We start from the raw sequence: 11,909 nt of genomic DNA, 5'->3' as shown, positions 1-11,909 counted from the left end.
GACATTGATAAAGTACCGGTTTATTAGTAAAGTGAATAGAAGTGCGCCTAGTCAGCTTCAACGATAAATAGAGAAACTGTACGTGTGATGAATGATAGGAGGAATTGTTGTAGTCATGATTAAAGTATTGTTTGTATGTCTCGGTAATATTTGCAGATCTCCGATGGCGGAAGCCGTCTTTCGCAGCCAGGTGAAGGAAGCCGGATTAGCGGATCGAATCGAAGTTGATTCTGCGGGCACGGGGGATTGGCATATCGGCAAACCGCCGCATGAAGGAACTCGTCAAATCTTGAAGCAATACGGCATAGATGATGCAGGGATGTTTGCCAGACAGGTTACCTCTACGGATTTTCAAGATTATCAATACATCATTGCGATGGATGATATGAACGTCAAGGACTTAACCAAATGGTTCCCGGATGACCGCAAGGTGGAAGTGAAGAAGCTGCTTGATTTCGTTCCGAAGCATGCCGGGGGAAATGTTCCCGATCCGTATTATACAGGAAATTTCCAAGAGGTATACGAAATGGTGGATGAGGGCTGCAGGCGTCTGCTTAACGAAATTAAGGAAGAGCATGGCTTGACTTAAACCTGTTATGCAAGCACGATGGATCGACAGGATTTCTTGGTGAAGCAGAGGAAAGCTGCTGCGATTACAGCTGTCAGGCTGTCGAGAAAGTCTCGACAGCCTTCTTTATATGGATTTAATTTAATACAGCACTGCGTTAATGCTGTATAATATAAATAAAAATTTATGAACGGACGGTGTTTTGAGTGCTGAGATCTAGTCGGGAGAACAACAAAGCTACGAATTCGTTTCGATTGAAGACTTGGCTCCGCAGGATCATTTGTGCGGAAAGTAGACAAGTATATCGACTTCTCCTTTATTGATGATAAGGTTCGTCCTCTTTACTGTGCAGATAACGGGCGGTCAGCAGTTGATCCGGTCGTGTTGTTTAAGATGATTTTTCTCGGTTATTTTTATGGCATTCGCTCGGAACGCCAGTTGGAACACGCATTCAAACGAACTTGGCTTACCGCTGGTTTTTGGGTCTTGTCTTACGGACAAAGTCCCAGATCACTCCACCATTAGCTGGAACCGGCGGACCCGGTTTAAAGATACCGACATTTTCCAGGAGATTTTTGACGAAGTAGTCCTTCAGGTGATCTCGCACAAAATGGAGGGTGGGCGCGTGCTTATTACGGATTCCACTCACGTAAAAGCCAATGCTAACAAGCACCACTATACCAAGCAGGAAGTTCTGCAAAAAACCATGGACTATATTGAAGAACTCAATGAGGCTGTGAGGGAGGACCGCAAAGCACATGGAAACACTACATCCCCTTTACGGAGGGGATGTTTTACTTTATCTCATCTAACTAGGAGGGAAAAGGGTATTTAATTAACTTAATCATTGTTTGTCTTTATATAAATAGAAAGTAATTTTTCATAACACCCAATATAAATTTTGTGAGCAATATTTCCTAATATCATAATAATCTATAGACTTAGGACTTAATATCGGGATATACTTCATGGTAAGTAATTTGTTATTTGTAACAAAAATTTTCTTATTTACTTATATTTGAGGGTGAAGATATGACTACATATACTCAATTAAATAAAATAAATGCACGTCATAAAATGTTTTTTTATTCTATAGATTTATTAACGACTAATAGAAATAAAGCTTGTTGTGTAGAAAGGTCATATGTTCGAAAGATTCTTGATTATTTTTTGAGTTTAGATGAGACAAAGGAAAAAGATGAGGCATCTAAAATAGATATGAGCCATGTGAAAAGTTGGGAAACCTTACATGATTCTTGTGTAGGTTTTAAAAGGCCGGAAGATTTGGTAGTATGTTATCTTTCTGGACCAGAACCACAAAATGATTTTAATGAACTTATTTCATTAGGGATTCATCCTCAAAATATTTGGGCATTTGAAATGAATTCTAGCACTTATAATACAGCGCTTGCTAATTATGGTAGTGATTACCCTCAACCCAAGATAATAAAGCAATCAATTGAACATTTTTTTGTACATACCCCTAAAAAGTTTGACATTGTTTATATTGATGCTTGCGGATCTATAGCTTCTGAGAAGCAAGTTCTAAGAATTATTGCCACCTTGTGTAAATACCATAGATTGAACTCACCAGGAATAATAGTGTCCAATTTTGCTTGTCCTGATTTGACTAAAGGAGAAGTATTAGAAGAATATTCTGAAATGATAACACAGTATTTATTTTGTAAGCAATTCCCAAATGATGTGATTGATTATAATAATTCTAAAATACATTCTGAATCGTACATAACTTTAAAAAATAGGGTTAAAGAAGATTTTCATAACTTTTATAGTGAATTAATAACTAATTCAATCATTGATATTGCGGCTCTTGCAGTACCAATACAACGATTCGTAAATTCAAGTTATATAGGGAGTATTGTAAAAGAATTACCTACAAAAATGACAACTAAATATGATTTAGACGAACTCAATAGTATAAAAAATAATTCACTGCTTAAATTTTCCTATTTAATTAAGTTAATTGAACAAGATAGTGATGCCATTAACAATAAAAAAATTAGAACTTTTATTAAAGGCTTTTCAGGTTTGGGAGATATGCCGAAAGATCTTTTTGAAACTTTAAATATTCTTTACAAAATAAAAAATGAGGATTCATTCTTGAAAAGTGACATAGAAATTTTAAAGAAGCAATTCGATAAAGGAGAAGGGATATATCAATATTTAGATAAACCTAATAGCAGTCTTTTATTAGATGTTTTAGTCAATCAATTATCCTACCCTCTTCATTACAATAGTAATGCTATTAAAAGATATAAATATAAAGCTAAAAACATGGAAATGTTTATGGACGTAATTGTACTTGATGAATGTAGATATATTTATGAATGGTTACCATCATTACATCAAATACAACATGCATTCTCTAATTTAAGTTGGCAGTATGTCTTCCGTTTTGCTTTAGACGGGTTAATTAAACAAAGAATCAGTTATAATAATGAGTATTTTTTTCAAGGGTCAGTTATTTCAAAAGAGATAGTTGGTTTTGAAAACAAAACAATTAGTAAAAGAGAAACTATAGAATGAATATGGGGAGGCAGTATTTTATGTCACATAATGATATAGAGTTGGATTATTCAGATATCACTAGTATTTTCAAAAATAATTTAAAGATTGAAAATACATTAAAATCTATTGCTTCAATATTTAAAAATAAACGTTTTTCCCAAAAAATAAATTATGCCCCCTATTTTCAAAGGAAGTATGTTTGGGATGATTCAAAAGCAACATATTTTATTGAAAGTGTTTTATTAGGTACGGAAATTCCACCTTTAGTGCTATTTAATAACCATAAAGTAAATGAAGTTATTGATGGAAGGCAAAGGTACGAAACTATTGACAGATTTTTAAAAAATAAAATTCTTTTAAAAGAAGATGGTTTAAAGTCTTTAAAGAGTTTAGCTGGAAAACGTTTTATTGAATTACCCGAAGAACTCCAAGAACGGTTTGAAGAGATTAAACTACGAATATTACAATATAGTGTTGTTAATGAGCCTTCATTAGAAGAAGTTAAAGAAGATAAGATAAAAAAGGAGATATTTAGAAGGTATAACTCAGGAATCATACCACTAAAAAAAGAAGAAATACATAGAGCTGAGTTTATTGAGGATTTTACTACAATAGAATTAAATAAATTATTGAAAAGAGATACACAATTATATAATGAAGTAGTTAATATATTTTTACCGAAAAGCCAATCTAAAGCCCAAAACAGGGATAAGTTAAATGTTTTAATGACCAGAATTAGAAGACTTATAACATTACCTTTAATTCCTATTAGAAATTATGCTCATAGTAGTTATAAAAATGATGTAATTAGTGCTTATTACAAAAAAAAGATTGCAACTCAAAATATTGATGATGTTATTGATGAATTTACAAATGTAATCAAAGTTTTAAAAGTAATAAGAAATATCTTAATTAAAAATAAGAGTAAATTTGTAGATTCTGGTTTATTATATGAATGTTGCTATTGGATTTTCTCAATACTGTATAAAGATTACAGTTCAATATTTAATAATATTAACTTAGAAGAATTCTGTGAAGATATTGATAATGCTAAGGAATTTGATCAATTTTGGAATGATATAGATATTCAAACAAGAGATATTGATGAAATTTTTGAGACGACTGGTAGTCATTATTATAAATCGATACTTAATAGGTACACCTTTGTTGCTAATTATTTCATAAGTAAATATTCACTTAATTTAGAAAGTTATCTTAAAAATTCTTCGGATTTTAAAACAGTGCTAAGCAATGATTCAGAACAATTATATGAAATAAGTTATCATCGTTTAAACAAAACTGATCCTACCTCAATGACTATAGAGGATATTATTCAAAAAATAGAAAAATCACGATTCTTGATTCGTCCACCTTATCAGCGTTCTGAAGTCACTAATCCACTAAAATCATCATATCTTATGGAAAGTATTTTGCTCGGTATTAAAATACCTCCAATTTTTATATATAAGAGAAATGATAGAGTCAGTGAAGTTGTAGATGGACAACAACGACTTCTTTCGATTATTGGATTTTTAGGCGAAAGTTATTTGAATGAAGAAGGACGTAAGGAATTATCTGAGAAACATATGTTTAAGTTAAAAGGTTTGAAGATATTAGATGAACTTAACGATTGTGATTCTATAAGTATAGGAGAAATATTTCGAGATAAAATATTTGACTTTCAACTGGATGTAGTTGAAATTGATGCAGAACAAAACCCAAATTTTAATAGTATTGATTTATTCCTAAGACTTAATACAAAACCATATCCAATTAAACCAAACACTTTTGAAATGTGGAATGCTTACGTTGATAAGGAAACTATCTTATCGATAAGGGAAATATCGAAAAAATATTCAGGTAGAATATTCAGAGCGCAGGATACTAGAATGAGAAATGAAGAGTTAATTACTTCTTTAGCCTATATGGACTATAAAAGGAATATTTCAGGGAATGAATTAAGAAGTGTATTAAATATATTTATTAGATCAGGTAGGGTAAGTGCTAGAATTAAGCAAAAAGCTGATATCACAAAGATATTAAGTGATGTTACTAATAATGATTCGACTTCTTTTGAAAATTCAGTAAGAAAAGTACTAGAATTTATAGAGAAAATAAATCTATTAACGGATAATGATGATAGTTATTTAAATGTAATATTTGCTCATAAGTCAAAATCAAATTCAAGTCGCACGGATCAAAATTTTTATATTCTCTGGGTTTTATTGGATGATTTAGCGTTTGAAATGATTGAAGAGAATAAAAGTGTGATAATTGAAAAATTAATTTCGATTTATAAAATCATACAAAAGGTTCCAGAAAGTTATACAATTGAAAATCTGTTTGAAACAAGTGATAATTTTAAAGCAAATATCCTAAAATAACATTTTTAATTTGATATCCTTATAAAAAAGCAAAACACATCTCAAGTGTTTTGCTTTTTTACGTAAAAGATAGCAAGTGATATTATAAAGTATATTTATATAATTCATCGGAAAGGTACAAAGCGTCTTTAAAGCCTTGAAGATAGATATTTCTTTCTAAAATGGTTTGCATAGAAATCTGGGTATCTTCGTAAAGAAATAGGGTATCGTAAAGTATATCGGGTATTGACTCCCGCATTTGGTGTAAATATCGTTCACGTTCCTTGAACATCTCATAATATTGGGAGTTTGTTCTGGCCAATTCTTTATAAAGTAATTTCAATCGATGCTGAATAAGCGGTTCAATCAAAACTTCTAATGAATGGGATATCATTATTGCCTCCAAATTAATAATTGTATGTATTCAGTTGATTTTGTTAAGAATGTGAGTTGGGATTAAAGGAAGTGTGGGTCGGCTATCGAGTAAGGTATTGTTAAAAACTATATTAGTTTTAATAATTATTATAAAGTGACATCACAGTGATGTCAAAGTGATTCTATATAAAATTATTTCACAATGATACAATATTGACATCACTTTTAGGGAGTAGAATAATGGCGACTGATAAACGTGTTTTTACTCTGCGACTACAAGAAAGTAATTTTGAGAAGATTAAGTACATTGCGAATATAAATAAACGATCTATTGCAATGCAAATTGAATACTTAATTGAGCAGCACATTGAAGAATACGAAGAAATTAATGGCTCCATACCGATTGGAGATAAAAACCTATAGTGTTTTGACGAAATGACCTCTGATAGATTTTTTATCAGAGGTCATTTCGTTAGTTAAATAAAGTCCTATATCCACAAAGCGTTTATAATTAAGTTGTGCTATTTAGCGACAGGTGAACCGTCAGGTTTTGTTCATATAAAATAATTATGGATTACAGCCTTATTTCCGGTTCCAATCAAACCCGATCTCCTGCAAAAATGTCCGGGCCAGAACCATATGTCCCGGATAGGTCGGATGGACGCGATCCCAGGCCAGGGCTGCCGGGTACAGCTCCTCCATCACTACATTAAACGCAGCTTGCGTATCGACGAATACCGCTCCAGCCTCGGCTGCAATTTGCTTCACGATGGCCCCGTACTCATCCATGGTCTTGCGCATCTGATCTTCCGGGTTGGGCTCCAAATAAAACGGTGTCATTAATATAAGCCCCTTCAGCTGCGGCTTCGTCTGTGTCACCAGCTTGCGCAGGGTCGCTTCATATTCCTCGGCATAGACATGCCTTTCGGGAATCCGCGGCGTATCGTATTGCCGCCATACATCGTTGATCCCAATCATGATGGACAGCCAGTCCGGCTTGCGGTTCAGTACGTCCTCTTCCCATCTTTCCTGCAGGTCGCGGATGGTATTACCGCTGATTCCTTGATTTATGACGCGTATTCCCAGCTCTGGGTAGACGGATAGCAGCAAAGCATCAACAAGGGCGACATACCCATTGCCTAGCGCGCCATACCCACCTTCGCCGAGCGGCCGCTGGCGATCGCAGTCCGTAATCGAATCTCCAATAAACAGCAGCTTTTGACCTTTTTCCAACAGCATTCTCTTCGGATTCTCCCTTCGGGTACATGACAATATAAATTCATTCTCTAACTTTCCTTTCTACTCAGCCTTCCTTAATTCCTGCTTTAGATTATGTTATCATGGATATGGAACAGCTTGATTTTGCATATGTAGAAAGGTTGAAGAGCATGATGAGCGCACAGAATAATGTAGTTGCCAAATTGAATTTAAATAAATACGCTTCGAAGCTGATTTTGAACCAGCCGGAGGATATCGAGGATTTTAAGGATCTGCAGTATGATACCGAAATGACGAAGGAGAAATATGATCTCATTTTTGTATTCATATTTAATATGGGTCAATTCAAGGAGTATTTGGATCTAGTCATTCAGAAGAAGGCCATTCAAGAGAACGGCTATTTATTTTTTGCCTACCCGAAGAAAAACAACCGCAAATACAAGGAATACATCGATCGGGACAGCTTCTTTCAACAAAACCTGGTGGATGCGGAAGGATACGTATCCGACAGCACTTTGAAGTTCTCGCGGATGGTCAGCATGGATGATGTGTTTACGGTGATTGGCCTGAAATCGCAATCTCCGAAGGGCAAATCACCGGGCACAAAGAGCAGCCAACGGGTCAACGACTATGTGGATCATATCCCGAGCCTTCGTGAATATTTGGGCAGCAGGAAGGAATTGCTGGATAAATACGATAATTTAGCTGTTGGATATCAGAAGGACTGGGCACGTTATGTATACAGTGCGAAAAGAAGCGAGACACAGGAGAAGCGTTTGCTTCAGATGTGCGATATTCTAGCCCAGGGATATAAGTCGATTGATTTATATAGAGCAAGAAGAGAATAGAGCCAGCCCTTTTTCTAAAAAAGGTTGACAATCAGCGAATAATCATATATCTTTAATTCAAGATATTTGAACACGAAATAAATGGAGGTGACTGAAATGCCGGATCAAGAACATACAGCTTCGCTTAAATTGTTTGTTGTTCTCTCCAAAGCCTACAAAACGATTATGGACCAGGCGATCAAGGATATGAAGCGGCGCGGCTTATCACCTTCGGAATTTACGATTCTCGAAGTACTGTATAACAAAGGCCGGATTCCCCTGCAGCAGATTGGAGATAAAATTCTGATCACCAGCGGAAGCGTGACCTACAATATCGACAAGCTTGTACAGAAGGGACTTATTCGCCGAGTGCCTTGTGATCAGGATAGAAGAGTGATTTATGCGGAAATTACGGCGAGCGGGACCGAGCTGTTTGAGCAGATTTTTCCCGATCATTCTGAATTTGTGCATTCGAGGCTGAGCGGCCTCAATTATGAGGAGAAGCTCCAAGCGACAGAATTGCTTAAGCGTCTGGGCAAGGGGGCCGAGAACTCTTAGCGGGGTTAATGAAGGAAGTTAGAAAGCCATCCTTTGATCGTCGTATAGGTCAAGAAGCAGTTTTACGCTAGCTCCATCTGACCTCTTTTTTTTCTAAAATATCTTGAATTAAAGAAGATGAATATCAAAATAATGAATAGTGAGAGAGGATGTATAAATTATGTTGGATCTAGGTTTGTTGCTGATTCGTTTGGTTATAGGGATATTGTTCATCGGGCATGGGGCACAGAAGCTGTTCGGAATGTTCGGCGGCTACGGGCCTAAAGGCACGGGGGGCTGGATGGAGTCGATCGGCATTAAGCCGGGAGTTCTCATGGCGGTATTGGCCGGCCTCATGGAATTTGTCGGCGGGCTGCTCTTCACCCTTGGGCTATTGACGCCGCTGGCGGCTGTACTCATTGGCCTGGCTATGATAGGGGCTATTGTAAAGGTACATTTTAAGAACGGCCTATGGTCAACGGCAAACGGCTATGAATATCCGCTGGTTCTGCTCGTCGTAGTTATCGGTATTGCCTTAACAGGCGCAGGCGCTTATTCGTTGGCTGCTCTTTTTTAAAAAAGGTATAAATAAAAACGATTGGGTGATGGAGGATTATATTCATGGGCGAACTAGTGAATGTAGTGAAGGATAGAAGGTCTGCCACAAAGTTTCATTCCGAGGTAACCATTTCCGATCAAGAGCTGGAGGAGATATTCAGTCTCGTGAAGTATGCCCCGTCTGCTTTTAATTTGCAGCATGCGCATTACGTGGTCGTTAAAGACCCTGAGCGGAAGAATAAAGTGTATGAGGCCGCGAACAAGCAATACAAGGTCAAGACGGCATCGGCGGCCATTCTGGTGCTGGGCGATTTAAATGCCTTCGAGAATGTGAGGCAAATGAACGAGGGAATGCTGCATTTGGGCATCATAAATAAGCAGGAACTCGATATGACGGTGGAATCGGTGACTCAGTTCTATGAGGATCGCGGCGATTCCTTCAAGCGGGACGAGGCGATTCGCAACGCGAGCCTGTCGGCCATGCTCTTGATGCTGATTGCCAAGGATAAAGGCTGGGACACCTGTCCAATGATCGGCTTTGACCCGGAGCAGATGCGGAGGGAGCTAAATATTCCAGAGCGCTATGTGCCGGTCATGCTGATTGCTCTGGGTAAAGAGGATGTATCCGGACAGCGGCTGCGCGGTTACCGCAAGCCTGTAGGGGAATTTGTTACGTATAACGGCTTTTAATATTACCAAAGGAGAGTGTATGATTATGACATTACAAACAGCAGGCATTCATCATATTACGGCATTTGCGCGGAGTCCGCAGGAGAACGTCGACTTCTACGCAGGTATTCTCGGCTTAAGATTGGTGAAAAAAACAATCAACTTCGATGCCCCCGAGGTCTATCATCTGTACTTTGGCGATGAGCACGGCAGTCCGGGAACGATCATTACCTTCTTCCCTTGGCCGAATTCCCGGCGGGGGAAGGTTGGAGGCGGCCAGGTGGGGATTACGACGTATGTCGTGCCGCCGGGAGCGCTTGACTTCTGGGAGCAGCGGTTAAAAGGGTTTGGAATCTCTCTAACGAAAACCTCGCGGTTGGGTGAAGAATATCTCCATTTCAGGGATAACGAAGGATTGTGGATTGAGCTTGTAGAGCGCGAAGCGGGAGCGAACAGCACCTGGTCGTTCGGCGGCATTCCTGCAGATAAAGCGATCAAGGGCTTTGGCGGCGCCGTCTTGTTTAGTGTGGATGCCAAGCAGACCATGCGAGTACTGGAGGAGGTCCTCGGATTGAGCAAAACCGGTGAGGACGATTTCTATGCCCGGTTCCAAGCTTCGGGAGAGATCGGCAACATCATCGATGTGCCGCTGAAGGATATGGAATGGGGCAGCGGCGGAGCCGGAACCGTGCACCATATCGCCTGGCGGGCTAAGGACTTCGACGAACATGAGCAATGGCAGCAAAGGGTCGGGGAGAGCGGCTTTAACCCGACGCCAATTATCGACCGCCAGTACTTCAATGCCATATACTTCCGGGAGGAGGGCGGCATACTGTTCGAAATAGCTACCGATCCTCCAGGCTTTGCCCGGGATGAGGAGCCGGAGGCGCTGGGCGAGAAGCTGATGCTTCCGTCCTGGTTTGAGCCGGTGCGCGGGCAGATCGAGGCGAATCTTGAACCGTTTGTAGTTAGGGTACTAAAGGAGGGGACCAAGTAATGAGACATATTTTTGAAAAAGGGATTGACACAGGGGCACCTACGCTAGTGCTCCTTCATGGAACTGGCGGAACAGAGCGGGATTTGCTCCCGCTCGCCAAGCTGGTATCGCCTAACTCCTCCGTGCTTTCGGTAAGAGGGAATGTGCTGGAGAACGGGATGCCGCGGTTCTTCAGACGGCTTGCGGAAGGCGTGTTCGATGAAGAGGATTTGGTCCTCCGCACGAAGGAGCTGAATGATTTCCTGGATCAATCCGCCAAGGAATACGAATTCGACCGGGGGAACTTGGTGGCTATCGGTTACTCGAATGGAGCGAACATTGCCGGCAGCCTGCTGTTCCATTATGAACATGCCTTCAAAGGGGCGATTCTCCATCATCCGATGGTTCCTCTGCGAGGCATCAAGCTTCCGAATCTTGCCGGAGTTCCCGTATTTATCGGCGCGGGAAGCAATGACCCGATCTGTTCGCCAGATGAAACCGAGGAGCTGGAAGGGCTGTTGAGCGAAGCGGGAGCCGATGTAACTGTGCATTGGGAGAACTTCGGTCATCAGCTGACGAACAGTGAAGTAACTGCAGCAGCCGCCTGGTTCAGCGAAAAGCTGGGCAGGGCCTGATCTGTCCAAAAAACGGGAGGCGAAGCATCGTGATATCTATAGATCCAGCCGTGCAGAGTGAGCGCGATAGCTATAAGCTGCTCATTGGCAGCGTCATTCCCAGGCCTATTGCCTTCGTAACGACCTTATCCGAGAAGGGAGTTCTCAATGCTGCGCCCTTCAGTTATTTCTCCATCGTATCCAGCTCGCCTCCGCTGTTGTCCGTGGCTGTGCAGCGCAAGAATGGGGAAGCGAAGGACACAGCCCGCAATGCGATGGCTCGCGGGGAAATGGTGATCCACATCGTGGATGAAAGCATGGTCGCAGCTGTCAACGAGACAGCTGCGAACCTGCCGCCGGAGGAAAGTGAAATTGCCTTGACCCGTTTGACTCCAATCGCCAGCGAGGCCGTTGCCGTTCCCGGAATCCGCGAAGCGAAGGTTCGGATGGAATGCGTGCTTGATCAATCCGTCACACTGGGCGGGACCGAAGAAGCGCCGGCCACAGACCTGCTTATTGCCCGGGTCGTACGTTTTGTCATCGATGATGAGATATACGAAAATGGTCATATCGATCCTGTGAGGCTGAATCCGGCCAGCCGGTTGGCTGGCAGCTTCTATGCTCGCCTTGGCAAGCGGTTTGAGATAGAGCGGCCGCAATAGAAATCAAATTATA

General features: G+C 40.1%; 13 protein-coding genes and 1 pseudogene. 12 read left to right on the top strand and 2 right to left on the bottom strand.

Annotated features, from left to right (window positions below):
* Positions 1-115 precede the first annotated feature (115 nt).
* The 4 genes and pseudogenes from BN2762_RS20690 (at position 116) to BN2762_RS20675 (ending at position 5,481) form a co-directional block, all read left to right on the top strand.
* On the top strand, positions 116-589 hold the full coding sequence (locus BN2762_RS20690; protein WP_055108758.1) for a low molecular weight protein-tyrosine-phosphatase: 474 nt from the start codon (positions 116-118) through the stop codon (positions 587-589).
* 232 nt (positions 590-821) lie between these two features.
* Positions 822-1,331 (top strand): annotated as a pseudogene (locus BN2762_RS26260) (transposase); the annotation flags it as partial.
* Between the two features lie 269 nt (positions 1,332-1,600).
* Positions 1,601-3,115: a hypothetical protein gene (locus BN2762_RS20680; RefSeq protein WP_055108756.1), complete on the top strand. Its 1,515-nt coding sequence runs from the start codon at positions 1,601-1,603 to the stop codon at positions 3,113-3,115.
* Positions 3,116-3,135: 20 nt separating this feature from the next.
* On the top strand, positions 3,136-5,481 hold the full coding sequence (locus tag BN2762_RS20675) for a DUF262 domain-containing protein (protein WP_055110260.1): 2,346 nt from the start codon (positions 3,136-3,138) through the stop codon (positions 5,479-5,481).
* An 82-nt stretch (positions 5,482-5,563) separates the two neighbouring features.
* Here the strand turns inward: BN2762_RS20675 and BN2762_RS20670 are convergent, their stop codons facing one another.
* A complete protein-coding gene (locus BN2762_RS20670) occupies positions 5,564-5,851 on the bottom strand; it encodes a hypothetical protein (protein ID WP_055110258.1) in 288 nt (95 codons plus the stop codon).
* A 224-nt stretch (positions 5,852-6,075) separates the two neighbouring features.
* On the opposite strand from BN2762_RS20670, the gene BN2762_RS20665 reads away from it, so the two are divergent.
* Entirely contained in the window at positions 6,076-6,258 is a 183-nt protein-coding gene (locus BN2762_RS20665; RefSeq protein ID WP_055108755.1) for a hypothetical protein, read from the top strand.
* A gap of 159 nt (positions 6,259-6,417) precedes the next feature.
* Here the strand turns inward: BN2762_RS20665 and BN2762_RS20660 are convergent, their stop codons facing one another.
* The gene (locus tag BN2762_RS20660) at positions 6,418-7,074 is read right to left on the bottom strand and encodes an SGNH/GDSL hydrolase family protein (protein WP_055108754.1); all 657 of its coding nucleotides are present in this window, start codon (positions 7,072-7,074) and stop codon (positions 6,418-6,420) included.
* 101 nt (positions 7,075-7,175) lie between these two features.
* Here BN2762_RS20660 and BN2762_RS20655 point away from each other — a divergent pair, with 101 nt between their 5' ends.
* The 7 genes from BN2762_RS20655 to BN2762_RS20625 all read left to right on the top strand — a co-directional run bounded on the left by BN2762_RS20655 (position 7,176) and on the right by BN2762_RS20625 (position 11,896).
* The gene (locus tag BN2762_RS20655) at positions 7,176-7,901 is read left to right on the top strand and encodes a YdeI/OmpD-associated family protein (RefSeq protein ID WP_230202556.1); all 726 of its coding nucleotides are present in this window, start codon (positions 7,176-7,178) and stop codon (positions 7,899-7,901) included.
* 96 nt (positions 7,902-7,997) lie between these two features.
* Positions 7,998-8,438, top strand: a complete 441-nt coding sequence (locus BN2762_RS20650; protein ID WP_055108753.1) for a MarR family winged helix-turn-helix transcriptional regulator — start codon at positions 7,998-8,000, stop codon at positions 8,436-8,438.
* Positions 8,439-8,598: 160 nt separating this feature from the next.
* The gene (locus BN2762_RS20645; RefSeq protein WP_055108752.1) at positions 8,599-8,994 is read left to right on the top strand and encodes a DoxX family protein; all 396 of its coding nucleotides are present in this window, start codon (positions 8,599-8,601) and stop codon (positions 8,992-8,994) included.
* 44 nt (positions 8,995-9,038) lie between these two features.
* Complete coding sequence (locus BN2762_RS20640; RefSeq protein WP_055108751.1) at positions 9,039-9,665, top strand: nitroreductase family protein; 627 nt, start codon at positions 9,039-9,041, stop codon at positions 9,663-9,665.
* Positions 9,666-9,690: 25 nt separating this feature from the next.
* The gene (locus BN2762_RS20635) at positions 9,691-10,641 is read left to right on the top strand and encodes a ring-cleaving dioxygenase (protein WP_055108750.1); all 951 of its coding nucleotides are present in this window, start codon (positions 9,691-9,693) and stop codon (positions 10,639-10,641) included.
* Complete coding sequence (locus BN2762_RS20630) at positions 10,641-11,255, top strand: alpha/beta hydrolase (RefSeq protein WP_055108749.1); 615 nt, start codon at positions 10,641-10,643, stop codon at positions 11,253-11,255. Before BN2762_RS20635 ends, BN2762_RS20630 begins: the two co-directional genes overlap by 1 nt.
* Positions 11,256-11,284: 29 nt before the next feature.
* Positions 11,285-11,896: a flavin reductase family protein gene (locus BN2762_RS20625; RefSeq protein WP_055108748.1), complete on the top strand. Its 612-nt coding sequence runs from the start codon at positions 11,285-11,287 to the stop codon at positions 11,894-11,896.
* Positions 11,897-11,909: the final 13 nt, after the last annotated feature.

Source organism: Paenibacillus ihumii, from assembly GCF_001403875.1.
GTDB classification, from domain to species: domain Bacteria; phylum Bacillota; class Bacilli; order Paenibacillales; family Paenibacillaceae; genus Fontibacillus; species Fontibacillus ihumii.
This window is presented reverse-complemented; position numbering and strand designations above follow the sequence as displayed.

Excerpts from the sequence above, each read along its gene's own strand:
- BN2762_RS20680 (WP_055108756.1), top strand. The coding sequence starts at position 1,601 with ATGACTACATATACTCAATTAAATAAAATAAATGCACGTCATAAAATG.
- BN2762_RS20655 (WP_230202556.1), top strand. The coding sequence starts at position 7,176 with ATGGATATGGAACAGCTTGATTTTGCATATGTAGAAAGGTTGAAGAGC.
- BN2762_RS20635 (WP_055108750.1), top strand. The coding sequence starts at position 9,691 with ATGACATTACAAACAGCAGGCATTCATCATATTACGGCATTTGCGCGG.
- BN2762_RS20690 (WP_055108758.1), top strand. The coding sequence starts at position 116 with ATGATTAAAGTATTGTTTGTATGTCTCGGTAATATTTGCAGATCTCCG.
- BN2762_RS20640 (WP_055108751.1), top strand. The coding sequence starts at position 9,039 with ATGGGCGAACTAGTGAATGTAGTGAAGGATAGAAGGTCTGCCACAAAG.
- BN2762_RS20665 (WP_055108755.1), top strand. The coding sequence starts at position 6,076 with ATGGCGACTGATAAACGTGTTTTTACTCTGCGACTACAAGAAAGTAAT.
- BN2762_RS20650 (WP_055108753.1), top strand. The coding sequence starts at position 7,998 with ATGCCGGATCAAGAACATACAGCTTCGCTTAAATTGTTTGTTGTTCTC.
- BN2762_RS20660 (WP_055108754.1), bottom strand. The coding sequence starts at position 7,074 with ATGCTGTTGGAAAAAGGTCAAAAGCTGCTGTTTATTGGAGATTCGATT.
- BN2762_RS20645 (WP_055108752.1), top strand. The coding sequence starts at position 8,599 with ATGTTGGATCTAGGTTTGTTGCTGATTCGTTTGGTTATAGGGATATTG.
- BN2762_RS20630 (WP_055108749.1), top strand. The coding sequence starts at position 10,641 with ATGAGACATATTTTTGAAAAAGGGATTGACACAGGGGCACCTACGCTA.
- BN2762_RS20675 (WP_055110260.1), top strand. The coding sequence starts at position 3,136 with ATGTCACATAATGATATAGAGTTGGATTATTCAGATATCACTAGTATT.